Raw genomic sequence first — 24,996 nt, 5'->3', positions numbered from 1 at the left:
GTCTTACCGGGCCTTGGCCTTGATGCATTCGATGTCGAGCTGGATCGTCACGTCCTCGCCCACGGCCACACCGCCCGTGTCGAGCGTCTTGTTCCAGACCATGCCGAAATCCTTGCGGTTGATCTTCCCGGTCGCCGCGAAGCCCGCGCGGGTGTTGCCCCAGGGGTCCTTGCTGACACCATTGAACGTCCCCGACAGCGTGATTTCCCTCGTGACGCCTCGCAGCGTCAGGTCGCCGACGGCCGTATACCTGTCACCAGCCGTCTGATAGGTTTTCATTTTGAAAGTGATGGTCGGAAACTGCTCGACATCAAAAAAGTCTGGAGCGCGCAGATGGCTATCGCGCTTTTGATGATTCGTATTGATCGAGGCCGTCTTGATCGTCGCCTCGATGGTTTTGAACTGCCGGGCTTCTGCGTCCATCTCGACGACGCCAGTTGCTTCCATGAACCGTCCAGTCGTCTTCGACACCACCATGTGCGCCACGCTGAAGCCGATGGTCGAATGGTCCATGTCCACGTCGTAGCGGGCCATCTCGGCCTCTGCCGTGACGGCCCACAGGCCGACCAGCATGCCAGCCAGGAGTCCGATCTGTCCCATGCGTATCATCTGTCCCGCCCTCCGTTTCTTCCGTGTCCCGTGCCGCTTCGCGCTTGCAACTGTGCGCAGCATAGCAAGCTCCCCGAGGCTGTGCCATAGTAAATTACCAGTGGGCATGACGGTTGAGTGTCTTTAAGGACGCACGATCTTTCCTGATCCCTCGCGAATCAGTCTAGCTGGACCCCCTGCAACGGCAAGAAGAAGTCGGTTGCGAACCGGGCTATTCCCGGACGGCCCTGGCGCGCTTCTGGAGATAGGCGTTGCGGACGGTGCTGTAGAAATCCACGGTCGCCTCCTCCATGCTTTCGAAGGTCTCGAGATTGAGCGACCGGTAGTTGACAAGCTCTTCGAAGGTGCGGCCGAGCTGGAGGATGGTCGTCGTGTCGCGATTCTTGTGCGGGATGGCCGAGGGCCAGTGGTCCACCTCGAACGTGGGCAGCAGGAAATAGTTCACGGGGTTCGCCCCGAAATCAAGAAGATAGCCGAAGAAGTCCCGCAGCGTGAACGGCGGGAGTAGCGGCAGCACCAGATAGGGTCCCGGTGGCACGCCGTAGGCGCCGAGGGTCTGCCCGGCATCCTCCTGGGGAGGCTTATCGATCTCGAGCCAGTGCAGGGCCGGATCGAAGAACCCGGCCAACCCGATGACGTCGTTGATCACAAGCCGGCCGAGTTCGATACCGGCCTCCTTAATTTTGAATTGGAGCAGATTGTTAATGAAGCGCGGCCCGAAGTGGATATTGTTGTAATAGAAGTTGCTGATCCCCTTCTGCAGTGCGTTGGGCATGATCTTGTCATAGACCTTCGCCGCTGGCTTGAGCGCGTACTTGTCGAATTTCCGGTTGAACTCGAACATGGCCGAGTTGAAGCCTTCCCAGGGATCGGCGCCCGTCTCGTCGGTGACCTCCCCTTTCTTGGCGAAGGGATCGTAGAATTCGTCGGTGTCCTTGTCCTTTTGGGATATCTCGGACGGATTGACCGCCGGTGGCTCGGAAGGCGCCGGGTCGGGCGCCGCGATGATCGCATCAGGAGGAGCGTCCTGAGCCGGCGCGGCATTTCCCGCTGGCGCGTCGGCCGGTTCCCCCGCTGGCGCAGGCACCGAACCCGGCAACTCGATAGGCGCCGGGTCGGCCAGCGGCGCGGTCAGATCGGTCGAGGCGCTGGGAAGACCCTCTGAGAGCGCGGCGCAGCCCTGGGCCGCCGCTAGAGCGAGCCCCAGCAGGACTACTCGCAGAATGTCGGGCCTGTTCATATTGTGATGGGCGCGCGATAAATGGTCGCGCACTGTACCAGAATTCACTCGGTGGAACCAAGTGTCAGGGTGGCTCAGCGGGCGCCCCCGCTCTCAACCGTCTCGGCCGTTGCCCCTACGCGCGCACCGTAAGGGAGAGTCTGCGTCGGCTCACGCGCTTACGGCTTAGATACGCCCTCCCCGAGCTGCACCGCCCCCTGCACCCTCTCCCAGTCAAAGGTGAACGGCTCAGACACCATTGCCGGCAGCGTCTTAAGTTCGGCCCGCAGCCGTTCGGCGCGGTGCGTGCTCATCGGATGCGTGGAGAGCATTTCGACGCGGTTCTTTTCCTTCTCCGAGTGCGCCAGCCGCTCGAAGAACGTGATCATCCCCTCCGGCTCAATCTTTGCCTTGTGCACAAGCCGCACCCCCGTGAGGTCCGCCTCCGTCTCCTGATCCCGATTGTATTTGAGCGTGAGGATCTCGACGCCCAACTGCTTCACCAGCCCGATCAGGCCTTGTTGATCCCCCATCACGATGGCGGCTACCGCCATGACGCCGAGCGTTTTGACGATCCGCTCCATGCCGTGCCGCTGGAGCACATGGTTGATCTCGTGCCCAAGCACCCCAGCGACTTCTTCCGGTGACTTGGCATCTTGCAACAGACCTGTGAACACGACGACATACCCGCCGGGCAGCGCGAAGGCGTTGACGACCGGTTCTTTCACGATCCAGACCTGAAATTTGTACGGGCTACTGGGAATCTGCTCGGTCAGCCGTTTCGTGATTTCCTGCACCGCCTCGACTGCGGGGCCCTCCGTCAGGATCGTGCGCCCCGCCAGCGCTTCGTGCAGCGCCGATTCACCGAGTTGCTGCTCCCAGTCGACGGGAATGCGCGCGACGGTCTGTTCAACCAGGATATCGGAACCGAACCAGAGACCGAGCAGGACCGCCAGTACAGCGCCCCCCGACGCCAGCAGCACCGTACGACGGCTCGTCCGCGTGGAGCGGACAGACTGTGCGGCCTGGTTCAGCTGCGCCGTGAGTTCCGGCGGCGCGGCCTCCCGAAACGCCGTGATGGTCGCGATGTCCTTGATATAGAGCGTGCGGTCTGTGGCCCCGTCGTTCCATTTCACGATGAGCTGATCGTGGTCAAATCCGCCAGCTTCCATGGTCAGCGACGAAAAAGCGACCGCCGCCGGGGCAGCAGCGTCGGAGAGGCGCACGGTCAGCCCTGCTGGCGAGATGGCGACACGACACGGCACTCCGCTACCGGGGAGATCGGAACCGAAACAGAGGGCGTTGGGACTAGTCGTCATGGCAAGTTGCGGGTAAGGCTGAGACTCCGTGCCGCGGGCCGGATTTGAGTTTTCCTCGACCTGAGCCTCAACCTCAATCGCAATCTTCCTATTCGGACGCGGCGGGGATGAACTGGCGGAGCCAGGCGCCGAAGCCCCGCGGATTGCGTGTCTGGATATACACAAGACCGGGACCGCGAAACCGACAGACGAAGCCCTCGCCGGACGTGAAACTGGAAATCCATCCGGAGGACGCTTTTTCGATGGAGTAGGACGTCGTGCCGCTCCAAGCGACCAAGTGCGAATTGTCCACGATGTATTCCTGCCCCGGCTTGAGCTCGATCTTATGGATCGCGCCGAAGCTGTTCAGGATCAGTGCGCCTGTCCCGCTGATCTTCAGGATGAAAAACCCCTCGCCGCCAAGCAGACCACGGCTCAAAGACTGCACCTTACTCTCGATGTTCACGGTTGCGGCGCCGCCAAGAAAGCCGTCCTTTTGCACCAGATAGTCGTTCACGCCGTCCAGTTCGATGATGACGAGCTCGCCCGGTACGGTCGGCGCGAGCAGTGCCTCGCCGGGGCCGCGCGTCGCCTTTAACGTCTGGAAGAAAAAATGCTCGCCGGAGAGAACGCGGCGGGACAGCGCGCTCAGAAATCCGCCCTCGACCTTGCTCTCGACGTCAAGCGTCGGTGACATGGCCACCATCGCGCCCGACTCGGCCTTGCAGCTTTCCCCCTGCGCCAGCTCCACGCGCGCGACGGGAAAGGCGCCCGGATAGAGAATTTCGCTTTTCATGCGTCTAGTCCTCCCTCTCTCGAGCCATGACAGAATGATTGTGTTTAAACCGTCGTGGGGAGTCAAGGCCAGGAGACAGCCGATCTAGGCGGATCGCCGCCGGGCCAGCAGGTTCAGCCAGCGCCCCTTCCGCTCCCTGCCCGTCACCGTTTTCAGCGTAATGATCTCCCAGCCAGCTCGCCGAAACGCCCGCGCCAACTCGTCTTTAGACCAACGGGAAAAATAGCGTCCCGGAATCCAGCCCCTGCGCAGACAGCCGGCCGCCCGCCCGTGCGCAACCGTCGCAGCCAGCCAGCCACCCGGCGGCACTAGCGCGCCAAGATCGCGAAAAAGCCGGCGTGCAGCCGGTTTGGGCAGATGGATCAGAGACGCGGCCGCCCACACGGCGTCGAAAGATCGTACCCGAAACGGCAAGCGGCGCATATCGGCCTGCACGAGCGGAAGCCGATGGGCCCGCCGGCGCGCGAACTCCAGCAATGGTCTCGTGCGGTCGAGGCCGACCACACGGTGCCGCCGCGAGGCCAGATACCGGGCATCTTGGCCGGCGCCGCACCCCAGATCGAGGACGAGGGACCCTTGAGGAAGCTGTTTGAGCCAGTCGCGCAATAACGGAGGCAGTTTATACGTTCGCCGGCCCCAGCGACGGAGAAAGTCCTCCGCGTGTGCCGAATAGGCGCGCGCGGTTTGTTCCACCACATCCGCACGACGGCGGACAGTCACGGTTTGGATGCAGGTTCGATTTTGAGGATCTTGACGTCGAAAACGAGATTTTTACCGGCCAGCCGATGGTTGGCATCCATGACGACGGTGTCATTGGTGATTTCGACGACTTTCAGCGGCTGGCGGCCGGACGGTCGCGCCAGCACGTCGCCAACCTTCACCGTGGGCGGAACTTTTTGTCTGGGCACCCGCAGCTGGTTGGAGGCATCATATTCGCCGTAGGCCAGCGCCGCCGGCACCTCGACGTGCTTCTTCTCACCGGCTTTCATCCCCTCGATAGCCCTCTCCAGGCCAGGCACGAGATGCTGCGAGCCCTGCACGAAGGTCAGCGGCTTCTGCCCGACGTTGGACTCCATTTTCGTGCCGTCGGCCAGAAACATTGTGTACTCCAGTGACACGGAGAGGCCGTCGGCCACGACGACGTCGGCCGCGGAGGCGGACAACGCGTGTAGGCCAAGCAGCAGCCCGGCAAGCAACATTGTACGGAGAAGATGGAACATACCTCTGCAACTCCGGAGGATAGGAACGAGGCCGCCAGGAGGCGGCTCCGTCGAGTCATCGTGCGACTGAACCTACCAGCGGTCGCGGCCGCCGCCCCCGCCGAATCCACCTCGACCGCCGCCGCCACCAGCCCGAGGCTCCTGGGGACGCGCTTCGTTGACCGTCAGCGTCCGCCCGCCCAGTTGCGTGGCGTTGAGCGCCGCGATGGCCGCCTTGACCTCTTCATCCGTCGTCATTTCGACGAAGCCGAAGCCGCGCGACTTCCCCGTAAATTTGTCCATGATGATCCGGGCCGACTGAACCGCGCCGTGCGCAGAGAAGAGCTCGCTCAGTTCCTGCTCGGTGGTGGAATAGGGCAACCCACCCACGTAAATTTTAGAACCCATGCGGGGTCCTCCTTAGCATGATGTCTTGGCTCGAGAACGACACAGGGAGGAATCAGCCGAAGGCGCATCAATAGGCGACCTGGTCAGACTTCCGTCACATTCCCGGGCGCAACGACACACAACTCAACGGGCCTTCTCTCTAATTCGCTCCACCGCCAGGCCCCGACCGCGAAGCGGCAAAACGGTAGCACGGTGCCAAAACGAAAGCAAGATACCCGTCCAGCCTGCCGGCCTTTACCACACCTGCACGATGACACATTTAAGATAGCGCGTTTCCGGCATCGCCGCCAGCACGGGATGGTCGCGCGCCTGGGAACGCCGCTCGATGAGACGCAGCGTCCGCTTCGCGTCGTGCGCCGCCTCCTGCACCATCTGCCAGAACGCATCTTCGCTCACGTGGTGCGAGCAGGAGCAGGTCGCCAGAAATCCGCGCGGCTTCACCAATTTCAATGCCCGCAGATTGATCTGCTTATACCCGGCCAGTGCCTGCGGCACAGACTGTTTCGTCCGCGCGAAGGACGGTGGATCGAGAATGACCAGATTGAAGCGGTCGCCCTTGCGTTCAAGCCTGCGCAGTTCGTCGAAGGCGTCCGCTTGGCGGTAGTCGCAGCGTCCCGCCATGCCGTTGCGCTCTGCATGGGCGCGGGCCTTCGTAATAACCTCGCCGCTCACGTCTAGCCCGAGCACCGAGACGGCCCCGCGCAACGCGGCGTGGATGCCGAAAGCGCCGGTGTGGCAGAAGGCTTCCAGTACCGTGGCGCCTTCGGCCAACGACGCCACTGCGAGCCGGTTTTCCCGCTGGTCGCAGAACCAGCCGGTCTTCTGTCCGCGTTCGATGTCCACCGTGAACCACGCCGGGCCTTCTTGAATGTCGATTGTCGTTAGGCCGCCGCCGCGCAGAAATCCTGTTCCTTCCGGCAGGCCTTCAAGCGAGCGCGCATGAACGTCATTGCGCAGATAGACCGCGCGGGCGCCGGTTTCTGCCAACAGTAGATCGGCTAGCAGTTCCTGCCGCCGGTCCATGCCGAACGAGAGGGCCTGCATGACCAGCACGTCCCCGTAGCAATCCACGATCAACCCCGGCAGCAGATCGCTCTCTCCGTGGATCAGCCGGTAGGCCGTTGTGTCGGCCACGATGCGACGGCGCAGGGCCGCTGCCTCCGCGATGCGTGCGGCCCAGAATGCTTTGTCAATCGGCTCGGTTTGTCCGGTCAGCAGGCGGACGCGTATTTTCGAGTGCGGATTGAAGAAGCCCCGCCCGACGAACCGGCCCGACGCGGTGCAGACGTCCACCAGATCACCGGCCGCCGGCGCGCCATCCACCGACTCGATGAGCCCGGCATAGAGCCAGAGATAGCCGGGAGGGAGCGTCCGCTCGCGCCCCCGCACGAGGCATACGCGGCCGGACACTTGTTTGGTGGGAATGGTCATGAGAATTGGCGCTCGCTCATGGGCAAATTTACTTTGAAATCGTGATCCGCGGCGTGCCCTCGCGGGGGCTGTCGATGATCGTCATCTGATAGAAGAGGGGCCATGAGTTGGCGCGCCGGGCGATTCCGCAGACTTGCAGGCCCTCGTTCGTGACGGAATAAAACTCCCGTGCGGCTGGATCAAACGAGCGGCGGCGAGCAGCGGTACCTCCGACGTCACAATCGTCAGTGCGTGGACGGGAGTCTCCAGCCCCGGCGGCGTCCGTTTGTGGCCGCCACATCCATCGGCAGTGTAGTGGGCAGGTTATGAGGCCTGCACCTGCGGAATCTCATGCCACCTGGTGGTATATGCCGGGGAGCGCCTCGCAAATCGTGTTCGCCAGCGTCGGGTCAGCCCTGCGGCGGCAAATCGAACCGTGTCTGCGCCTTGGCGGGTGTTCACTGCGTCTACGGCTCTCATCAGCCGTGTGGATCGTTCCCGATCGGTACACTCAAACAGGTTCGCCTGTACCTGGCCAACCGGGACTAGTCCCAACAGCATCACGCCGGCCTTCTTGTACCGATAGCCGTCACGGTAGATAGATTCCACGCTCTTCAAGGCCAGATGCAACAAGTCGGTGGTTACATCGGTGGCCACCGGCAATCTGAGTGTCAGGGCGTTACTGTACTGCGACTCATCCGTGAACGGATTGGTCGTCAAGAACACGGTCAGGGCGGCAGCCGCCAAGTGCTCTCCCCGTAGCTTTTCAGCCGCCCGGGCAGTATAGGCTGCCACGGCCTCCCGCATCTCAGCCAACGTCGTCACCGGCCGGCCGAACGACCGAGAACAGGTAATACCCTGCTTGGGGGGCGGGCACTGCTCGAGGGGGAGGCAGGAAGTCCCGCGCAGCTCCTGGACGGTCCTGAGCCCGACCACCCCCATTTGTTTGCGGATCCAGTGATCGTCTGCTCCCCGCAGGCCCAGGGCGGTCGTGATCCCCTGGCGCTTTAGCCTCCGCGCATGGGCCGCCCCGATACCCCACACGTCCTCGACCGGCACCCGGGCCAGGAGACTATCTCGATCGGGCCAGGTTGTCAGGTCGAACACGCCGGCTGATTCCGTGGCCTGCTTGGCGTGGCGGTTGGCGATCTTGGCCAAGGTCTTGGTCTCAGCGATCCCGACCGAGACGGGAATGCCGGTCCACTGCTTCACGGTCGCACTGACCCGGCGCCCGTAGTCAGTGAGGCTGGTGCGGGTGAATCCTGAGAGATTGAGGAAGGCTTCGTCGATCGAGTAGACCTCGACCTCGGGGCTGAACTGTTGCAGGGTCTCTATCACTCGCTGGGACATGTCGCCGTAGAGGGCATAGTTCGAGGAGAACACTTGGACGTCGTGCCGGCGAATAAGCGGCTGGTACTTGAAGACCGGCGCGCCCATCGGAATGCCTAGGGCCTTGGCCTCGTTCGACCGGGCAACTACGATTCCATCATTGTTCCCGAGCACGAGTACGGGCTTCCCAGCGAGCTTGAGGTTAAACACCCGCTCGCAGGACACGTAGAAGTTGTTGCAGTCGACCAGGGCAACGACGGGCATAGCGCCTCAGAGAGGGTGGATGACGTTCGTGACAATCCCCCATATCTCAAAGGACTGCTGCTCGGAAACCTCTACCGGCTCATAGTTCTTGTTGGCCGGAAGCAGCCGGAGCTTCCCATTTCTTTTTTCAAGTTGTTTGACGGTCGGCTCGCTATCCACTACCGCGATCACGATGTTGCCGTCCTTGGGGTCCAGTGACCTGTCTACAATCAAAATGTCGCCCGAATGAATGCCCTTCTCAATCATGGAATCGCCGGTGACCCGGACAAAGAACGTGGCGGCGGGATGCTTAACAAGGTACTGGTTCAGGTCGAGCTTGCCCTCCATGTAGTCACCAGCCGGCGAGGGAAAACCAGCAGGTACCCGCTCCAGAAAGACTGGAAGCTGACAGACTGTTGAGAGATCGGGGCTGTAGACGACGTCAACCTTGGTGGTCATGGCAAGAACCTCTTTGGGAACGCGAGTAGTGTAACTGAACAGGAGCGGCTTGAAAAGCCTAGCCGGGCTCCACGCCTTGGAAGAGGTCACTGTGGGGGGTATTGGCGATTTTGCACATGGCACAGGTCTCCATTTCGTAAAAACTTGGATGCCGAGTTCGTCGACCGGCCCCCGTCGGCACCGGAAAGCTGACAGACCGCCTCAACGACATCGCCGTTAAGATAAAGAAATTCTGGATACTTCTCCGCGCTGCGCTTACATCGCCTGCGTATAGGCATTGTAGTGTGCCACTTTCCCACCTGGCTGCTTGTCAGAGGCTATAGGTACTTGCTTGAAGCGATCGAGACGCTGGGGGCCGGCACGACAATGAAACCTTCCCGGCGGTCACCATATTGCTGGTAGTGGCGACTACGAAATCCCTCGGCCGCCACGGCGCAGAGGGCTGCATCGACAAAATCAATATTGGAAAGATCGTGGACTCCGTACCCTCTCTTCTGTAGCGCCGCCCGGCGCACCGTTGCTTTGGGCTTCGTTGCAACTACCCGCCCTGCTATGGCGCAGGTAACGGCATGAGGAAATGTCTCAATGCACATCGGTCTGTTTGCCCACTGCCCGCTGAACAGAACGTACTGGGCTGCTAAGAGTCGGTAAAGCCTCTCCCCGTTGAATACCCATTTGTAGAAATTTCGGTGCAATGCGCGGGCTCGCGTCGGCGTCGAGAAGCAATAAATCTTCTTTCCCCGCAACTCTAATTTCTGCTCAGCTAGACGGGAAGAGCCTGATTGGCTCCACCGGCACGGGGCATCCACGGCGACCACCATGGCTTTGTGATCAAGACACCAATCAACAATCACTTTGGGATCGGGATCGGTCTTTTTGTCCAACACTATGCCGCCAAGCAAGGCAACAGCGTGAAACCCCTTTCGTTCCCCACCCACATCAATTCCCACAACTGCCTGTTTAGACTGACCACGCATGCCGGGATTAAAATCTCCTATGCTGCCCGCCATCCTCAAACGTGCCAAGGCGCTGCACAGACCTGCCAGGCTCAATCCGCACCCCCGGCGCAACCAGTCGGTCCCCATCAGGTGGGACGTGACGAGGAATCACCAGAGTAGCCGAGCGTTCAACGGAGAGATGTTGGGGTGAGTGACGGGTTTCGAACCCGCAACCTCCTGGGCCACAGCCAGGCGCTCTAACCCTTGAGCTACACCCACCACACGGGAAAGACTACGGTTCAGGTTGAGGCTGGGGATGAAGAGAGGAAGGATTTTTCTTCCGCAACCTCGACCTTGACCTCAACCTGCTTCTGCATGGCAGGACTGCATCCTACAAGCGAACCGCGTCTCCGGTCAATCGTCAACCGGCGGGGCGAATGACAATTGACGAATCACGGACCTCACCCGCGCGCGTCGAAGGCGGCCTGCATTTCGCGGACGATGGCGTCGGCCGCTTCACACGGATCAGCGGCATCCCGAATGGGCCGGCCCACGACGAGATAGTCCGCGCCGGCCTTGATGGTTTGCGTCGGCGTCGTCACACGCGCATGGTCGTCGGCGCCCATACCGGACGGCCGGATGCCCGGCGTCACGATCAGAAAGTTTCCGCCGACCTTCTGACGGATGGCCGCCGGCTCCTCACCGGAAGCGATGACGCCGTCGCAGCCGACCTCGTGCGCCAGCTTCGCGCGCGCAGCCACAAGGTCGGCCACGCTCCATTGCATGCCCATGTCGCGCAGATCGTTGGCGTCGAAATTGGTCAGGACCGTCACGGCGAGCAGCTTGAGGCCGTCGGCCCGCCGCGCGCCGCGCCCAATGACTGCCGCGGTCAGCGCCTTGCGGTTGGCGTGCACGGTCAGGAAATCCACGCCCATGGCCGCCACGCGCGCCGTGGCGCGGCGCACCGTCTCCTCGATGTCGAGGAACTTCAGATCGAGAAACACGCGCTTGCCCTGCGCGAGCGCGGATTCCACGATCGCCGATCCCGCCGCCGTGTAGAGCTCCAGCCCGATCTTGACGAACCGCACGGAGTCGCCGACGCGCGCCATCAGGCGCTCCGCCTCGTCGCCCGACGGGACGTCCATTGCGAGGATCAGCCGGTCTCTGGCGTTCACGCTTGCCATGGTGTTCCTTTCTGTGTTACAAACTGCCCCTCGTTTCTCTCATAAATTTGGAGCCGGATCATGCCAGTCGTACACAAATCGACGATCAAACGGGCGCGACAGGCCGAACGGCGCGCTGCGCGCAACCGGGCCGCGATGAGCTCGGTCAAGAATGTCATCAAGAAGGTCCTGGCCGCCCTCGAATCCAAGAACGCGGCGGCCGCCAAGACTGCCCTGCGCGAAGCCACCGCGGCCCTGAGCAAGGCGCGCAGCAAGGGCATCCTGCGCCGCAACACAGTGTCCCGCCGGATCTCCCGTCTCGCCATCAGGGTCAATCAACTGGCCGCCAAGGCGTAGTTTCCGCCGTCACGACGCGCGCGGCCGCGCGCCCCGATCCCGCTCGAACCGGCACAGGCCCAGCACCACCCGTTCCAGCACCAGCCGCTTAGACGATCCCGACGCGCCACCCTTCAATTTCGTATCCGCTTCGGCAAAAAGCCGCAGCGCCGTGGCCAGATCGGGCTCCGTGAAGGCGCCGCTTAGATCGGCGCCCGGCCCGCTGAACCGGCGCTGGTCCTTTGCCTTCCAGATGGCGCGGAACTGCCAAGCCAGCGCGCCCAGAATCCGCAGCGGCTCCTCCCCCGCATCGATATTTCTTGCCAGAATCCAGAGCGCCTGGCCCTCGTGTCGCCCGGCGATGGCACGGGCCAGATCGAACACCGAAGCGCCCGGCTCCCCGCCCCGCACCGCATCGACGTCCTTCACGCCAGCAGTCGAGCCCGACGGCACATAGGATGCCAGCTTTTCCAGTTCGCGGCGCAGCAAGTTCAACGCACCGCCTGCGTCTCCTTTTAAGGAGAGCACGAGCTGGGCCAGTGCCGTCGTCGCCTCCGCGTTCAACTGGACGCCAGCATGAACGCTTTCCTGCCGGATCCATTCCACCAGGCGGGCCTCCGGCAGCGGCGCGCAGTCGATGGTGATGGCGCGGTCCAGCAGTTCCTTCGAGAACTTCAGCCGCTTGTCCAACTTGGCGGCAGCGAACACCAGCGTGGTAGATGCGCACGGCTCCTTGAGATAATCGAGCAGCGCTTCGCCGTCTTTCGCCGATAGCTTCTCCACCGATTTGACGACGACATAGCGGCGTTCCGCGAAGACCGGTGCCTGCCCGGCGCTCGCGAGAATTTCCGAGGCATCGCTCTCGTCAGCATAGAGCACGTTATAGTTAAACACGCTCAATCCCGATGCTGGACCGCCGTCGCCGGATGCGTCGCCCAGCACCGCCCTCTTGAGAACGGCCAGGGCCTGATCGCGCAGACAGTCCTCCTCACCTAGCGCCAGATAGAGCGGCGCCACGCCCTGCCGCTGAATCGTCGCCTCGAGATCACAGGCGTTCATGGCGTCTTTCCGCTCGCGTTCGGCGCCACGGTTCTGTCGCCCCCCGTGCCGGTGGGCGGCGCGCTGGGCCCAGCGGCGGGCGCCTGCCGCCCCCGTAGATCCAGAAAATTCTGGAAGCGCGTGGCGAGATCCTGCGCCGCCAAACGGCCCGCCTGCTCGATCGCACGCGTTTCCAGCACCTGATTGAATTGCAGATCGTTTGTCAGAAAATACTCTGCCGAAGCGGTGGCGGCCTGAGTCCAGATTTTTTTCCCTGTCTTTACCTCCTCTACCGTGACGCTCACGCTCGCCGTTGCCCGGCTCTCGAACGTCCCCTGGAGCGAGAAGCTCAGCGCCCCTCCCCCGCCCGCGGCGTTGACTGTGCCCTTAAGAATCAGATCGGCGGGCTCGCCGTCGCTCACCACGCGCGTGCCGCTGCCCACGGCGAATTCCCGGCGGGCATACCCGATGTATTTCAGTTCGATGTTCGGAACGCTGGTCTTGTTTTCAAAGTTGACGATCTTCAACCGCAGCACGTCCGCCTGAGGCGACGGCTTGCTCCCTCCAATGGTCGGCCCGGCCCCCTCGACGCGGAACTGGTAGCCGCACGATGCCCCGCTCAGCAGACAGTACACCGCGATCAGTCGGACGCACCCCGCCTGAATCCTTAAAAAAGCTGCGAGCTGAGAACTGTTCACGGATCACTCTCCGCTCTATTCACACCACAAAGTTGACTAGTTTCTTCGGCACATAGATCACTTTTTTCAGCGGCTGGCCCTGCAGCCACTCTGTCAGTTTCGCGTCCTGTTTGGCCAGTTCGACGACCTGCGCCTCCGTCCAGTCGGCCGGCACCTCGATTTTACTCCTCAATTTGCCGTTGACTTGCAGCGGAATTTCGACCCGCGTGGATACCACGCGCGCCGGGTCGAAGGCCGGCCAGGACTGTTGCGAGACGCTGGGCTTGCCTCCCAGCTTCTCCCACAGCTCTTCGCAGAGATGCGGTGCGAAGGGCGCCAGCAGGAGGACGAACGGCTCCAGCAGGGCGCGCGAACGACGCTCGAACTTCGTCATCTCATTGGTGAAAATCATCATCTGCGAAATGGCCGTGTTGAACCGCAGGCCTTCGAGGTCGTCCGTGACCTTCTTGATCGTCTGATGCAGCAGCCGGAGCTGCTCGGCGGTCGGCGCAGTGGTAACGATGGCCGGGCTCAATGTCCCGTCCTCGTGGACGAGCATCCGCCAGACGCGGTCCAGAAACCGTGTCACGCCCTCGACGCCGCGTGTACTCCAAGGCTTCATCGCCTCGAGCGGCCCCATGAACATCTCGTACATCCGCACCGCATCGGCACCGAAGCGGTCTATCATCTCGTCGGGATTGACGACGTTACCGCGTGACTTGGACATCTTCTGGTTGTCCTCGCCCAGCACGATGCCCTGATGCACCAGTTTCTTGAACGGCTCGGGCGTGCTCACGACGCCGATGTCGAGTAGGACCTTATGCCAGAAGCGCGAATAGAGCAGATGCAGCACCGCGTGCTCGCTGCCGCCGATGTAGAGGTCCACCGGCATCCAGTAGCGCTCTTTGGCGGGATCGACCAAGCAGCTGGAATTTTTCGGATCGATGAACCGCAGGTAGTACCAGCAGGAGCCGGCCCACTGCGGCATCGTGTTGGTTTCGCGGCGGGCTGGCTGTCCAGTCTTCGGATCGGTTGTCACCAGCCAGTCCTCGAGATTTGCCAGCGGACTCTCGCCGCTTCCCGACGGCTTAAAGTTCTTCGTTTCAGGCAGCGGCAACGGCAGTTGCTCTTCCGGGATTGGCTTCGCTTCGCCGTCCGTCCAGACGATCGGAAAGGGCTCGCCCCAGTAGCGCTGGCGCGCGAAAAGCCAGTCGCGCAACTTATAATTGATCGCCTTCCTGCCCTTCCCCCTCTTCTCAAGCCAGGCGGTGATTTTCGGACTCGCGTCGGCCGGCGTGAGAGCGTCAATCGAGAAAGAGCCGTCAGGCGTCGTAGAATTCACCACGGTCCCGCGACCGGTTTCGACGAAGGCGGCCTTCGACACGTCGCCGCCGTGGATCACCTCGCGGATCAGCAAGTTGTACGTGCGCGCGAAGGCCCAGTCGCGCTCGTCGTGCGCGGGCACGGCCATGATCGCGCCGGTCCCGTAGCTCATGAGCACGTAATCGGCGATCCAGACCGGCAGCCGCTCGCCGTTGACCGGATTGATGGCGTAACTGCCGGTGAAGACGCCGGTCTTGTCCTTGTCCAGCTCTTGACGCTGCAGATCGCTCTTGCGCGACGCCGCCGCGCGATAGGCTGCGACTTCTTGGCTCCGATCGGTTGTCGTGACGACGTCCACCAGCGGATGTTCGGGCGCTAGCACCATATAGGTCGCGCCGAACAGCGTGTCGGGCCGGGTGGTGAAGATGCGGAGGCTGCCGTTCATGCCGGCCAGCGCGAACTCCACTTCCGCGCCGATCGAGCGGCCGATCCAGTTTTTCTGCATCTCGAGCGTGCTAGCCGGCCAGTCCACCAGTTTCAGATCTTCCAGCAGCCGGTCCGCGTAGGCAGTGATCTTCAGGACCCACTGCCGCATGGGCTTGCGCACGACGTCGAAGCCGCCCACTTCGCTCTTGCCATCGACGATCTCCTCGTTGGCCAGCACTGTTCCCAGTGCCGGACACCAATTGACTGGTACCTCGGCCACGTAGGCGAGTCCACGCTCGAAAAGCTTGAGAAAAATCCACTGCGTCCAGCGGTAATAGGCCGGATCGGTCGTGCTGAGTTCGCGGTCCCAGTCGTAGGAGAGCCCTGCGCGCTGCATCTGGCGCTTGAAGGTGGCAATGTTTTGCGCAGTGGTTGTGGCGGGATGCACGCCCGTCTTCACGGCGTACTGCTCGGCCGGAAGCCCAAACGCGTCCCAGCCCATCGGATGCAGCACGTTGAAGCCGCACATACGCTTATAGCGGGCCACGATGTCGGTGGCCGTGTAGCCTTCGAGATGCCCGACGTGAAGCCCCGACCCCGAAGGATAGGGAAACATGTCAAGGCAGTAGAACTTGGGCTTGGCGGGATCGTCCGTCGCGCGAAACACGCGTGCCCGTTCCCACCAGGCCTGCCACTTGGCCTCGATGGCCGTATGATCATAGGTGTTACCCATGCGCGGACCGAGGCGAATCTAACACACGGCGCAGGGGCTCACAAGATTGCGTACGGCGCGGTTTGTTATACTGCGTAACCTGCCATGAGCTTCTACGCCGACCGGATTTTCCCGCGCGCAATGGACTGGATCATGCGCGCGCCCCATTTTCAGGAGCTGCGCCAACAGGCGCTGGCACCCGCGCGGGGGGACGTGCTGGAAATCGGATTCGGAACCGGATTGAATCTGCCGCACTATGCGAAGAGCGTCACGTGGCTGACCGCCGTGGATCCCGCAAATTTTCCAGACGCGCTCGTGCACAAGCACCCCGCGGAGGGGGCCATTCCCGTCAAGCTGCTTCGTCGCAGTGCGGAGACCCTGCCGTTCGAATCAGGCCGGTTCGACTGGGCCGTGAGCACCTGGACCCTCTGCACGATTCCCGATCCGGTCGCTGCCCTGCGAGAGGTCCGGCGTGTGCTCAAACCGGACGGGCAGTTCATTTTTCTGGAGCACGGCAGGAGCCCTGATCCGAAGATCGCCCTCTGGCAGGACCGCCTCACACCGTTTCAGCGTCTCATCGCCTGCGGCTGCCACCTCAACCGCCAAATCGAGGCAATCATTCGACAGGCAGGCCTCATCATCACGCAACTAGAACGGTTTCAAATGGAGGGCGTCCCGCGCGTGGCGGGCGCCATGTACCGTGGTATCGCCACCCCGCACACGCCCATCGGCACCCCGGGTGGAGCGGCCGATCGCAATCAGGCCGTTTCCGGGAAACAGGCGTAAACGGAATCGCTACGCCCCGGCAGTGGCCATTGCCTGGGCGGCGCCTGCCCGAAGACGGTTGCCGCTCCTGCCAGCGACACCAGCACGAGCGGCCACACGAACCCGGTCAGGCGGTCGCGCCGATCCATCATGCCAGCAGATCCGTGAGCCGTTCGAGCGACGGATAGTGTCGCGAGAGGCAGGCGGGCCGCTTCGTGCTGGATTTGGCACTGTGCCGGATGTGCCGGACGCCGAAGGTGTCGGCGGCGACGAGGCAGGCTTCGTCATCATCGATATACAGAGCGCGGGCGGGATCGAAGCCGAGGCGCCGCTGGCAGGCCGGCCAATAGGCTTCGCGCATTTTTAGCGCGCCGACTTCGAAGGCGTTGACGATCCGGTCCACCTGCTTGTCGAGCCCCGTTTTCGCGCACTTGATGGCCACGCCCTCAGCATGGGCGTTGGTCAGGATGACGACGCGCTTGCCGCGCAGACGGAGCGCACGCAGGAAGTCCTCCGCGCCTGGCAGATAGCCGATGCGATGGGAGAATTCCCGCGTCAGCGCCACCACATCGATCTCGGTCGTTTTCGTCCAGTAATGAAGGTCGGTCCAGGCCAATTCGCCCTCGACCGACCGGTAGAGCGCAAAGAGTTTCTCGCGCGCCGCCGATTCGTCCATCCCCTGGAGCGCCGCATAGCGGCGCGGCAGTTCCTCTTCAAAGAAGAAATTGTCAAAATCGCGGTCGAGCAGCGTGCCGTCCATATCCAGCAGCACGTCGTCGACCTGTGTCCAGTCGATTGCGTCGGGCACCGGCGTCCTCCAAAGAATTCGGCAGCGGTATTATACACAAGGCCGGGGGTCGCACGGTTTCTTGTCTTCACTCCGATGCTGTGTTACGGTCCGGCGCATGCGCGCGCCGCTGATCGCTATCATCGGACGGCCGAACGTCGGCAAATCCACGCTGTTTAACCGTATTCTTGGCACGAAGGCCGCGATCGTGGACGACGTCCCCGGCGTCACGCGCGACCGCCACTACGCGGACGGGACCTATCGTGGCCGCCACTTCCGACTTGTGGACACGGGCGGCCTCGAACCCAGCTCCACTGAGGGCATGGTCGCGCTCATCAAGCACCAGTCGCAGCTCGCCATCGCCGAGGCCGACTTTCTTATCCTGTTAATGGACGGCCGCGCCGGCCTCACGCCAGCCGACGAGGAAATCGTCGGCCTCTTGCGCGGCACAAAGAAGCCGCTCTTCGTCGCCGTCAATAAAATCGACACGCCTAAGGCCGAATCGCTTCTGGCTGATTTCTACCAACTTGGATTCGATCCGCTGTATCCGGTGTCGGCCGAGCACAGTCTCGGCGTGGATGACCTGCTGGAAGCCCTCGTCCCGCTGCTGCCTCAGCCGGGCGAGGAACCGGAGCCTGCGGAGATGCCGAAGATTGCGGTGGTGGGTCGCCCCAATGCCGGCAAGTCCACGCTCGTGAATACGCTGCTGGGGCAGGAACGTATGGTCGTGAGTGACGTGCCGGGCACGACACGCGATTCCATCGATACGATCGTCGCCTATAAAGGACGCCGCTACCTGTTCACTGACACGGCGGGCATCCGCCGCCGTGGGCGCGTCGAGCGTGGGATCGAGGGCTACAGCGTCGCGCGGGCCATGCGCGCGATGGGCCGGTCCGACATCGCCGTGCTGGTGCTCGACGGCGTGGAGGGGATCACCGAGCAGGACACAAAGATCATCGGCCTCCTGCTCAAGCAGGGTCGGGCCTGCGTGATCCTCGTCAACAAATGGGATCTGCGTTCTGGCGAGGCTGGCGCGCGTGACCGCTACACGCAGGAATTGAAACGCCGCCTACCCTTCATTCCTTGGGCCCCGGTGCTCTTTGGCTCAGCGCTAAAGCCGGATTCCGTGGCACAGGTGTTTCCGTTGCTCGACCGTGTGAATGCCGCCTTCACCGGCCGCATCCCGACTGGGCAGTTGAACAAGTTCCTCCAGGACGTCCTCGCGCAACATCCCCTGCCGGTAAAAAAGGGCCGACCTGGCAAGGCCACGCTCTCGGCCTATATCACGCAGGTCGCCGCCAAGCCGCCGGCCTTTGCCTTCTTCGTGGGCCATCCGGAAAACATCACGACCAATTACCTGAAGCTTCTCGAAAACCGACTCCGCGAGCAGTTCGGGCTCCCCGGTACGCCCATCCACCTCCTCGTCCGCAAGAAATAGCCTTGGTCACGCTCGCGGCGGGCGGTCTTGCTATTTTCACTTTTTAGAATTATCGTAAAAAACATGACCCCGGCCGCGAATATCCTAAAGTCAGTCCGCATCGCTGACCGTCACGGCGCAACGGACCGTCGTGCTGGAGTCGCTGCGCGGCAATACCCCCCCTGCATAGAGATGATCCGTACGCAGGTCAGAAAACGGTTTTATGGGAGAGCGCTGCAAACGCTGTTGTTGAAAGGAGGCGCATCATGAACTCTGTGCGCACGACCGCATGGCTGCTCGCCGGCGTGGTGCTGGCGGTGGCCGGCGCGATGGAGCCCGTGCACGCCGACGATTTGATCCTCGTGGGGGGCGTGGCCGTTCCGGACATCGGTCCCCTGCCGACCGCTGTGCCGGTACCACCGAACAATCTCAACTACACGGCCAAGGTAGAATTGGGCAAGCAACTCTATTTTGACGGGCGGCTGTCCGGGAACGGCGCGATTTCCTGCGCCTTCTGTCACAATCCTGCAACTGGATTCGCCGATCCACGACAGACCTCCATTGGCATCGGTGGTGCCGTCGGCGGACGCCAGTCGCCGACCGTGTTCAACACGGCGTTTAACCATCTGCAGTTTTGGGATGGCCGCGCGGGCTCTCTGGAGGAACAGGCGATCGGACCGATCCAGAGTCCGACCGAGATGGGGGAAACGCACGAAAACGTCGTCGCCAAGCTGAACAAGATCAAGGGGTATCGCAAGCAGTTCCGCGCCGTCTTCGGGGCTGATGTGAACCTCCAGGGCATCGCCGACGCGATTGCGGCCTACGAGCGGACGGTCCTCTCGACCAACTCTGCCTTCGACAAATATGTCACGGGCGACAAACGTGCCCTGACCGAGTCGGCAATCCGCGGCATGGCGGTCTTTAAAGGCAAGGGCCGCTGCCTGCTCTGCCACAACGGGCCAAACTTCACAGACAACCAGTTCCACAATCTTGGCGTACCGCAGGTCGGTCCGATGAAGGAGGATCTCGGCCGCTACTACGTGACGAAGCGAGAAGTTGACAAGGGAGCCTTCAAGACGCCGACGCTCCGCAGCATCGCCGAGACCGCGCCCTACATGCACGATGGCGCTTTCGGTACGCTGGAAGCCGTGGTGGACTTTCTGGATCAGGGCGGCGGGGCGAATCCCCATCTCAGCCCTCTCATGAAAAAACTGAACCTGACGAAGGAAGACAAGGCGGACCTTGTCGAATTTCTCAAGGCGCTCAGCGGCGAGCCGGTGACAGTCACCCTTCCAAAGCTCCCGTGACACGTTCCTCTGGCAATGGCGCGGCGGCTGACAAACAGTCAGCCGCCGCGCTCACCCAACTCTACCGTGATCATGTGGATCACATGGCCCGGTTCGCGCAGGCGTTCATGCGGACGATCAATCTGTGCAAGAAAATTGACGTCGCTCGGCTGGCCTTCGCGGAGAAAACGAACTTGCAGAGCCGCATCCGCGCGGCGGCCGCCCGACTATAATGCTCCCACGCCTGACACCCGCAGGTCGAACAAGACAATGACGGACGGAGTTGTGGTGACCCGGCTGTTCTTTGCACTCCTGTTCACACTGGCCGCCGCGCTCTGGGATGGCGCGTCGGCACAGGCCGCCCCGCTCGCGGAGGAGGAGGAAATCCTTGTGATCATACGGGGCCGACAGTTTCTTCCTGACACGGTCACCGTGCACGCTGGTCGCAAAACCAAACTCGTCTTCCAGAATCAGGACGCTGAGCTGCATGTCTTCATGCCCTTCACGCTCTTCTCCGGTGTGAATCTCAACATCAGCGGGAATGGCGCACCCGAATTCGGCGATGACGGCTTTCGCCGTATCATCATTCCGCCGGACGGCCACGCGGAACTCCGTTTTGTCCTTGATCGTCCGAGCCATTTCCCCTTCATCTGCGACATGCCGGGCCACGAAATGCGCGCGACCCTTGTCGTCGAGTAGTCCCAGAAAAACTACCGTCGCTCGTCGCTTGTGACGCGGATCACGCACCTGCCTCGTATGCGCTTCACGCTTCGCGCATAACGAGCACTGCCAAGCCCTTTTCCGACCGGGCCGGGCATGCTACAGTGCGGCGCTCTTATTTGGGGGCACCTCCTTGCGCCACGCGCTCGTCCTACTAATTGGGCTTGCAGCCGCCCTGACAGCGGGCCCCAGCCCGGCCGAGGCCGCGCCGACGAAAAAGAAAGGGCCGCTCAAGCCGTCACCAGCTGTTGAAACGGCGCAACAGTTCACGTCCGCGCTGGCAGCCGGTGACCAGACGGCGGTCGCCAAACTCGACTTCGCCTGCTCGTATCGCTTGGCCGCGGCGGGCGCCAAGACATTCCCGCCCGATACAGACCCGCTCTACACTGCCTGCTGGGAACCGATCGGCAGGGCGCACGACACGGTCATCCAGCACACTGATCAGGGCGTGCACGTCCTGTGGCCGGGCAAGGATCGGCTGGTATTTTTCTCAGAGGACTTCGCGCGCTACACGCCGTCAGTCTTCGTCATGGAGGCGCTCGGGCTCTCTCCTCCGGGCGGCGGGCTTTTCATTGACGTACTGGACGAGCGCCGTTTGCCTCCCGCCTCATTTCGAATCGGCGACAGCGGCCCGACCCTCGCCGCGCCAGCCACGCTCGTGCGGCTGTCCATAGGCTACAAGGATCCTCTTCTCGCCCCGGCATCCCATGCGCCCGGTTTAAAACAGTGGACAGACATGACCCGCCGCCCGCGTCAGGCGCTCAAGAGCGTCACGCTGAAATGGATCGTGCTCTCCGATTTGAAGAAGCTGGGCTTTCCATCCGATGTGGCCGTCGTGAACCTTCCCGTCAAAGACGCCACCGCCACGGCGCAAACCGTGCCGTTTGCGGCCGAGAGATCCGGCTACGAACAGGACTCCGCGCGCTGGTGGCAGGCGGACGACGCGCCCGGAGTACTGATCGCCGCCGTTGCCCGCGCGTCGCTGTTTCCCGAGCTCCGCGACCGTCTGGCCATGCTCAACCGCGTGCTGCTCATTGATGCATCGCAGGCCGAGGCGCTGACGCTGCTGAGCCACGATCTCTACACCATGCTGCTCGACATCGCGGCGCGCACGCACAGGATTCCAGTGGGCGATCAGACCCTCTTCATGATCTTCAACGAGCTCTATTGGAACACCTATGCCCAGACGGTGCGCTGGGACCTGTCGCTCGGCATGGACATGGGCGGACTGGCGCAGCCTTCCGCAGCCGATTTTCTTCACCGCCTGCTGCCAGCCATGCAACAACTGGAAACCATCCGCCCCCAGGATTTCGAAAACCGGCTTCGCTTGGGCAGCGCCTACCGCTGGAACATTGATCAATTCATCGCAATCGCCACGCACGAGGCGCTGCTGAAGGAGATCCCTCCGCAGCGGACCGCCGTCAGGGCCCGCGTGCTCAACGAGCTGGCCTGGTCGCGGATCGCCAAGGTGGCCTGGAACCGGACGTTCAGCGACACCGGCATCCTCCAGGCCTACAAGGAAGCGGAGGAGGCCCTTCAACTCACCGATGTGCCGCTCGATAAATTCGTGTCGACCTACACGATGGCCTACAGCCTGCTGTTCATGCCGCAGCGGGACAATCAGAAGCTGTTGGAAAAGCTTACGGAGGCGAGAACACTGTTTCTCGCTCTGCGCGGCGCCTCAGCCGAATCGTGGAAATTTCTATTGAGTCCGGAATCGTTGAAGATGGTACTAGACGCGGACCCGATTTTTGCGCCGCTGCTCACGGACAAATAACGCTCAGTGCAGCTTTGTGAGTTCTAAAAAATACGCGGCAACCGAGTTTATCCCGCCCGAGGCCTGGCCCCAGTCGGAATATTCGTTGGGCGCGTGATAGCCGTGCTCCAGCAGGCTCAGGCCCAAAAAGAGAACCGGCGCCTTCCATTCCTGCTGCATCGTCGCCACCGCACCGATCGAGCCGCCACGGCGCGCACCCTCAGCGACGCCGTCCGGCTGCTCCCCGCGACATGTTGGGTAGATCATGATTTCGGAAAGAAGAACGGAAACGGGGAAAACGTGATGGCAAAGATGAGGAGCGCGCACCAACCGATCACCACGCGCGTGCGACCCAGCGCCGTCTCCGGATCCAATACGGGCGGGTGGCCGAGTCCCAAGAAGCTTGCCATGCCGGCCCAGAGAATCCAGCCCGGCCAGCCGGCGAAGCCCAGCACCAATAGGATGGGCACCATCGCCAGCGCCACGGTCCGCTGGCGGCGGCCCCAGAGCGCATAGGCCACGTGGCCGCCATCCAACTGTCCAATGGGAATCAGATTGAGCGACGTGACGAACAGGCCGAACCAAGCGGCAAAGGCCACCGGATGCAGCACCACGTCGTAGCCCGCCGGGATCGGACCGATCACGAGCCAGGAAATTAACTGCAGCAGCAGCGGCTCGCCCAGTTGCATGCCGTAGGTGGACTCCACCATCACGACGCGCGACATCTGCATCCCGTAGACCAGCGCTGCGACGGCCACGACGAAGCCTGCGATCGGTCCGGCCACACCGACATCGAAAAGCGCCTTGCGGTTCAAAATCGGACCGCGCATGTGGATGATCGCGCCGAAGGTGCCGATGAAATGCGGCGGACCGGGAATGAACAGTGGCAGCGTCGTCGGGACGGCGTGGATCCGCGAGAGGACCCAGTGCCCGAACTCGTGCGTCACCAGAATGCCCAGCAGCGTCGCCGCGAAAGGCACGCCATCCCACAGTGCCGCGGGATTCTCCGTCAAAAACGACCAGGCGCCTTTGAACGGATTCGTGTTGGTCTGGTAGGCCCCGGCCCAGAGCGTGGTGAGGGCTGTGAGCAGAAACAGCCCGGCGGGCAGGGCGTAGTCCGCGAAGCCGGGTTTCCGGATTTCTTCGTCCAACAACAACAGCGGATGGACCGGCAGCGGCTTCGGCTCAGGCGGCTCAAGCTCGCGCTCGTAGACAGGCGGTTGTTTCGAAAAGAGCTGCTGTTGCCGGTCGTCGTCCATAATCACACAAAATGCCTGGTTGATGGTGAACAGTTCGCGGGCAATGGAGGAGCCCCTACATCAACCATTAACCATTCCCCTGGCTCATTGCGCAAACGGGTTATGCGCCCGCTCCTCGCGGACGGTCGTGGCCGGTCCGTGACCGGGCAACAAAATCGTATCCGGCAGCAGCGTCAGCACGCGCGTCCGGACCGATTCGAGATGCGCCTGATAGAGCGTGGCGGGGTTTGAGCCGCCGATCGACCCGGCAAACAGCGTGTCGCCCACGAAACAGAGATCGGCACCCGCCCCCTCCACCTTGTAACAGATACCGCCAGGCGTGTGGCCCGGCGTCGTGACGAACCGGATCGTCAGCCGCCCCACGCTGATGATCTGGCCGTCTTCGGTCGGTTTCATCAACTCCGTAGGAGGAATCCAGTCGAGCAACGGCTTGTCGCCTTTCCCAAGATAGACCGGGACACGATACTGTTGGAGCAGGACGTCCAGCCCACTCGCATGATCCGAATGCCCGTGCGTCAAACAGATGGCTTTCAGCTTGAGGGCCTGTCGGTCCAAGACGGCCAGCATGGCCTCTTCATTATACGCCGTATCCACGAAAACGGCCTCGCCCGCATCGTAGACGACGTAGCCCTTCACTGCATAGCCGTTGAGGTCGCCCAGGACCGTCTCGACCGGTCCCGTGGCGCGCGGTGGCGCCGGCATCCAGCGGTCCAGCGCGATTTGCATCAGCGGCGTTGTGCGCAACTGGAGCGCGGCGGCCAGCGCTTCGATTTCCTGTTTAACCGGCAGGCGCCCCGCGCGCTCCAGGATCGTCACATCCCCAGCGGAGAGGCCACTGGCCTGCGCCAGCTCCCCGGCCGAGAGCCCGTGCCCGCGGCGCGCTTTTTTGATGATGTCGCAGAAATCGTCTTCGAGCGGCATGGCAACTATTTGTGTGCGGCGTCGCGCCACGCCGCGATCATCTGCGGATCCACGTCCACCAGTACGACGGTTTTGAGCGCGCGCGGCTGAAAGGCCTGCACGATGTCGAGCATCACGCGAGCCGCATCGCCCGGCGCCACGCCGCCCACGCCCGTCCCCATGCCGGGCATGGCAATGGATTCGATCCCCTTCTCGTCCGCCAGCAGGAGCGCGGCCTTGGTCGCAAACACGACGTTCTGGATGGGAATCCGCTGGCCCGGCTCCGCCATCGTCGGTGCATGAATGATGGCTTTGAATTTCGTCTTGCCGCCGGACGTCAACACGGCCTTGCCGATGCGAATGGGCGAATTCTGCACCGCCTCGCGTTCGACCTCGGCGCCGGCGGCGCGCTTGATCACACCGGCCACCCCGCCGCCCATCAGGCCAAGACTATTCCCCGCATTCACGATCACCTGCACATTGGCGTCAAGAATGCTGCCCTGCACAATAGTAATCTGCACCG

26 protein-coding genes, 1 tRNA gene and 1 pseudogene are annotated in these 24,996 nt (G+C 62.5%); 6 read left to right on the top strand and 22 right to left on the bottom strand.

Annotated elements, in window-relative coordinates; translation table 11 throughout:
* Window positions 1–3: 3 nt before the first annotated feature.
* The 14 genes from FJ248_03315 to pyrF form a co-directional block, all read right to left on the bottom strand.
* A complete protein-coding gene (locus FJ248_03315; protein MBM4119916.1) occupies window positions 4–534 on the bottom strand; it encodes a YceI family protein in 531 nt (176 codons plus the stop codon).
* 286 nt (window positions 535–820) lie between these two features.
* A complete protein-coding gene (locus tag FJ248_03310; GenBank protein MBM4119915.1) occupies window positions 821–1,849 on the bottom strand; it encodes a hypothetical protein in 1,029 nt (342 codons plus the stop codon).
* A gap of 158 nt (window positions 1,850–2,007) precedes the next feature.
* Window positions 2,008–3,147: a hypothetical protein gene (locus tag FJ248_03305; protein MBM4119914.1), complete on the bottom strand. Its 1,140-nt coding sequence runs from the start codon at window positions 3,145–3,147 to the stop codon at window positions 2,008–2,010.
* A gap of 88 nt (window positions 3,148–3,235) precedes the next feature.
* Window positions 3,236–3,922, bottom strand: a complete 687-nt coding sequence (locus FJ248_03300) for a TIGR00266 family protein (GenBank protein MBM4119913.1) — start codon at window positions 3,920–3,922, stop codon at window positions 3,236–3,238.
* Window positions 3,923–4,006: 84 nt separating this feature from the next.
* Window positions 4,007–4,651 (bottom strand): methyltransferase domain-containing protein, encoded by a 645-nt coding sequence (locus FJ248_03295; GenBank protein MBM4119912.1) that lies wholly within the window; start codon window positions 4,649–4,651, stop codon window positions 4,007–4,009.
* Window positions 4,639–5,142, bottom strand: a complete 504-nt coding sequence (locus FJ248_03290) for a peptidylprolyl isomerase (GenBank protein ID MBM4119911.1) — start codon at window positions 5,140–5,142, stop codon at window positions 4,639–4,641. Before FJ248_03290 ends, FJ248_03295 begins: the two co-directional genes overlap by 13 nt.
* A gap of 72 nt (window positions 5,143–5,214) precedes the next feature.
* Window positions 5,215–5,529, bottom strand: a complete 315-nt coding sequence (locus tag FJ248_03285) for an RNA-binding protein (GenBank protein MBM4119910.1) — start codon at window positions 5,527–5,529, stop codon at window positions 5,215–5,217.
* A gap of 234 nt (window positions 5,530–5,763) precedes the next feature.
* A complete protein-coding gene (locus FJ248_03280; GenBank protein MBM4119909.1) occupies window positions 5,764–6,960 on the bottom strand; it encodes a class I SAM-dependent rRNA methyltransferase in 1,197 nt (398 codons plus the stop codon).
* 28 nt (window positions 6,961–6,988) lie between these two features.
* Complete coding sequence (locus tag FJ248_03275; protein ID MBM4119908.1) at window positions 6,989–7,240, bottom strand: hypothetical protein; 252 nt, start codon at window positions 7,238–7,240, stop codon at window positions 6,989–6,991.
* Between the two features lie 23 nt (window positions 7,241–7,263).
* A complete protein-coding gene (locus tag FJ248_03270; GenBank protein MBM4119907.1) occupies window positions 7,264–8,532 on the bottom strand; it encodes a Y-family DNA polymerase in 1,269 nt (422 codons plus the stop codon).
* Between the two features lie 6 nt (window positions 8,533–8,538).
* Window positions 8,539–8,970: a translesion error-prone DNA polymerase V autoproteolytic subunit gene (gene umuD / locus FJ248_03265; protein ID MBM4119906.1), complete on the bottom strand. Its 432-nt coding sequence runs from the start codon at window positions 8,968–8,970 to the stop codon at window positions 8,539–8,541.
* A gap of 317 nt (window positions 8,971–9,287) precedes the next feature.
* Window positions 9,288–10,055: a DUF429 domain-containing protein gene (locus FJ248_03260; protein MBM4119905.1), complete on the bottom strand. Its 768-nt coding sequence runs from the start codon at window positions 10,053–10,055 to the stop codon at window positions 9,288–9,290.
* 56 nt (window positions 10,056–10,111) lie between these two features.
* Window positions 10,112–10,187 (bottom strand) — tRNA-His (locus tag FJ248_03255).
* Between the two features lie 182 nt (window positions 10,188–10,369).
* Window positions 10,370–11,092, bottom strand: coding sequence for an orotidine-5'-phosphate decarboxylase (pyrF, locus tag FJ248_03250; protein MBM4119904.1), 723 nt, complete (start codon window positions 11,090–11,092; stop codon window positions 10,370–10,372).
* A 60-nt stretch (window positions 11,093–11,152) separates the two neighbouring features.
* On the opposite strand from pyrF, the gene FJ248_03245 reads away from it, so the two are divergent.
* Window positions 11,153–11,428 carry a 30S ribosomal protein S20 gene (locus tag FJ248_03245; protein MBM4119903.1) on the top strand — a complete coding sequence of 92 codons (276 nt, stop codon included), beginning with the start codon at window positions 11,153–11,155 and terminating at the stop codon, window positions 11,426–11,428.
* Window positions 11,429–11,437: 9 nt separating this feature from the next.
* Here the strand turns inward: FJ248_03245 and holA are convergent, their stop codons facing one another.
* The 3 genes from holA to FJ248_03230 are packed head-to-tail and all read right to left on the bottom strand — an operon-like array spanning window position 11,438 to window position 15,604.
* A complete protein-coding gene (gene holA / locus FJ248_03240; GenBank protein ID MBM4119902.1) occupies window positions 11,438–12,466 on the bottom strand; it encodes a DNA polymerase III subunit delta in 1,029 nt (342 codons plus the stop codon).
* Window positions 12,463–13,143: a hypothetical protein gene (locus FJ248_03235; GenBank protein ID MBM4119901.1), complete on the bottom strand. Its 681-nt coding sequence runs from the start codon at window positions 13,141–13,143 to the stop codon at window positions 12,463–12,465. Before FJ248_03235 ends, holA begins: the two co-directional genes overlap by 4 nt.
* Window positions 13,144–13,162: 19 nt before the next feature.
* The gene (locus FJ248_03230; GenBank protein ID MBM4119900.1) at window positions 13,163–15,604 is read right to left on the bottom strand and encodes a leucine--tRNA ligase; all 2,442 of its coding nucleotides are present in this window, start codon (window positions 15,602–15,604) and stop codon (window positions 13,163–13,165) included.
* 84 nt (window positions 15,605–15,688) lie between these two features.
* Here FJ248_03230 and FJ248_03225 point away from each other — a divergent pair, with 84 nt between their 5' ends.
* A complete protein-coding gene (locus FJ248_03225; GenBank protein ID MBM4119899.1) occupies window positions 15,689–16,369 on the top strand; it encodes a methyltransferase domain-containing protein in 681 nt (226 codons plus the stop codon).
* Window positions 16,370–16,496: 127 nt separating this feature from the next.
* Here the strand turns inward: FJ248_03225 and FJ248_03220 are convergent, their stop codons facing one another.
* The gene (locus FJ248_03220) at window positions 16,497–17,156 is read right to left on the bottom strand and encodes a haloacid dehalogenase (protein MBM4119898.1); all 660 of its coding nucleotides are present in this window, start codon (window positions 17,154–17,156) and stop codon (window positions 16,497–16,499) included.
* A gap of 97 nt (window positions 17,157–17,253) precedes the next feature.
* Between FJ248_03220 and FJ248_03215 the strand changes: the two genes are divergently transcribed.
* The 4 genes from FJ248_03215 to FJ248_03200 all read left to right on the top strand — a co-directional run bounded on the left by FJ248_03215 (window position 17,254) and on the right by FJ248_03200 (window position 22,335).
* Window positions 17,254–18,573 carry a ribosome biogenesis GTPase Der gene (locus FJ248_03215; protein MBM4119897.1) on the top strand — a complete coding sequence of 440 codons (1,320 nt, stop codon included), beginning with the start codon at window positions 17,254–17,256 and terminating at the stop codon, window positions 18,571–18,573.
* Window positions 18,574–18,818: 245 nt separating this feature from the next.
* Window positions 18,819–19,859: a cytochrome-c peroxidase gene (locus FJ248_03210; protein MBM4119896.1), complete on the top strand. Its 1,041-nt coding sequence runs from the start codon at window positions 18,819–18,821 to the stop codon at window positions 19,857–19,859.
* 15 nt (window positions 19,860–19,874) lie between these two features.
* On the top strand, window positions 19,875–20,537 hold the full coding sequence (locus FJ248_03205) for a hypothetical protein (GenBank protein ID MBM4119895.1): 663 nt from the start codon (window positions 19,875–19,877) through the stop codon (window positions 20,535–20,537).
* 154 nt (window positions 20,538–20,691) lie between these two features.
* Complete coding sequence (locus FJ248_03200; GenBank protein ID MBM4119894.1) at window positions 20,692–22,335, top strand: hypothetical protein; 1,644 nt, start codon at window positions 20,692–20,694, stop codon at window positions 22,333–22,335.
* Between the two features lie 3 nt (window positions 22,336–22,338).
* Here FJ248_03200 and FJ248_03195 read toward each other — a convergent pair.
* From FJ248_03195 to FJ248_03180, 4 genes and pseudogenes are all read right to left on the bottom strand, one after another.
* Window positions 22,339–22,527: pseudogene (locus FJ248_03195) on the bottom strand (M20 family dipeptidase).
* Window positions 22,528–22,577: 50 nt separating this feature from the next.
* The gene (locus FJ248_03190; protein MBM4119893.1) at window positions 22,578–23,573 is read right to left on the bottom strand and encodes a site-2 protease family protein; all 996 of its coding nucleotides are present in this window, start codon (window positions 23,571–23,573) and stop codon (window positions 22,578–22,580) included.
* A gap of 84 nt (window positions 23,574–23,657) precedes the next feature.
* Window positions 23,658–24,494, bottom strand: coding sequence for an MBL fold metallo-hydrolase (locus tag FJ248_03185; protein MBM4119892.1), 837 nt, complete (start codon window positions 24,492–24,494; stop codon window positions 23,658–23,660).
* Between the two features lie 5 nt (window positions 24,495–24,499).
* The gene (locus FJ248_03180) at window positions 24,500–24,994 is read right to left on the bottom strand and encodes a macro domain-containing protein (GenBank protein MBM4119891.1); all 495 of its coding nucleotides are present in this window, start codon (window positions 24,992–24,994) and stop codon (window positions 24,500–24,502) included.
* Between the last annotated feature and the right edge of the window lie 2 nt (window positions 24,995–24,996).

It is taken from the genome of Nitrospira sp. (assembly GCA_016873435.1).
Classification (GTDB): Bacteria; Nitrospirota; Nitrospiria; order Nitrospirales; family Nitrospiraceae; genus VGXF01.
Note: the sequence above shows the minus strand (reverse complement) of the source record. Positions and strands in the feature narration are given on the sequence as shown.

Bases quoted from the DNA above. Each gene is read 5' to 3' on its own strand.
- FJ248_03315 (MBM4119916.1), bottom strand. From the start codon at position 534: ATGGCCCGCTACGACGTGGACATGGACCATTCGACCATCGGCTTCAGC.
- FJ248_03310 (MBM4119915.1), bottom strand. From the start codon at position 1,849: ATGAACAGGCCCGACATTCTGCGAGTAGTCCTGCTGGGGCTCGCTCTA.
- FJ248_03305 (MBM4119914.1), bottom strand. From the start codon at position 3,147: ATGACGACTAGTCCCAACGCCCTCTGTTTCGGTTCCGATCTCCCCGGT.
- FJ248_03300 (MBM4119913.1), bottom strand. From the start codon at position 3,922: ATGAAAAGCGAAATTCTCTATCCGGGCGCCTTTCCCGTCGCGCGCGTG.
- FJ248_03290 (MBM4119911.1), bottom strand. From the start codon at position 5,142: ATGTTCCATCTTCTCCGTACAATGTTGCTTGCCGGGCTGCTGCTTGGC.
- FJ248_03285 (MBM4119910.1), bottom strand. From the start codon at position 5,529: ATGGGTTCTAAAATTTACGTGGGTGGGTTGCCCTATTCCACCACCGAG.
- FJ248_03280 (MBM4119909.1), bottom strand. From the start codon at position 6,960: ATGACCATTCCCACCAAACAAGTGTCCGGCCGCGTATGCCTCGTGCGG.
- FJ248_03275 (MBM4119908.1), bottom strand. From the start codon at position 7,240: ATGTGGCGGCCACAAACGGACGCCGCCGGGGCTGGAGACTCCCGTCCA.
- FJ248_03270 (MBM4119907.1), bottom strand. From the start codon at position 8,532: ATGCCCGTCGTTGCCCTGGTCGACTGCAACAACTTCTACGTGTCCTGC.
- umuD (MBM4119906.1), bottom strand. From the start codon at position 8,970: ATGACCACCAAGGTTGACGTCGTCTACAGCCCCGATCTCTCAACAGTC.
- FJ248_03260 (MBM4119905.1), bottom strand. From the start codon at position 10,055: ATGGGGACCGACTGGTTGCGCCGGGGGTGCGGATTGAGCCTGGCAGGT.
- pyrF (MBM4119904.1), bottom strand. From the start codon at position 11,092: ATGGCAAGCGTGAACGCCAGAGACCGGCTGATCCTCGCAATGGACGTC.
- FJ248_03245 (MBM4119903.1), top strand. From the start codon at position 11,153: ATGCCAGTCGTACACAAATCGACGATCAAACGGGCGCGACAGGCCGAA.
- holA (MBM4119902.1), bottom strand. From the start codon at position 12,466: ATGAACGCCTGTGATCTCGAGGCGACGATTCAGCGGCAGGGCGTGGCG.
- FJ248_03230 (MBM4119900.1), bottom strand. From the start codon at position 15,604: ATGGGTAACACCTATGATCATACGGCCATCGAGGCCAAGTGGCAGGCC.
- FJ248_03225 (MBM4119899.1), top strand. From the start codon at position 15,689: ATGAGCTTCTACGCCGACCGGATTTTCCCGCGCGCAATGGACTGGATC.
- FJ248_03215 (MBM4119897.1), top strand. From the start codon at position 17,254: ATGCGCGCGCCGCTGATCGCTATCATCGGACGGCCGAACGTCGGCAAA.
- FJ248_03210 (MBM4119896.1), top strand. From the start codon at position 18,819: ATGAACTCTGTGCGCACGACCGCATGGCTGCTCGCCGGCGTGGTGCTG.
- FJ248_03205 (MBM4119895.1), top strand. From the start codon at position 19,875: ATGGCGCGGCGGCTGACAAACAGTCAGCCGCCGCGCTCACCCAACTCT.
- FJ248_03190 (MBM4119893.1), bottom strand. From the start codon at position 23,573: ATGGACGACGACCGGCAACAGCAGCTCTTTTCGAAACAACCGCCTGTC.
- FJ248_03185 (MBM4119892.1), bottom strand. From the start codon at position 24,494: ATGCCGCTCGAAGACGATTTCTGCGACATCATCAAAAAAGCGCGCCGC.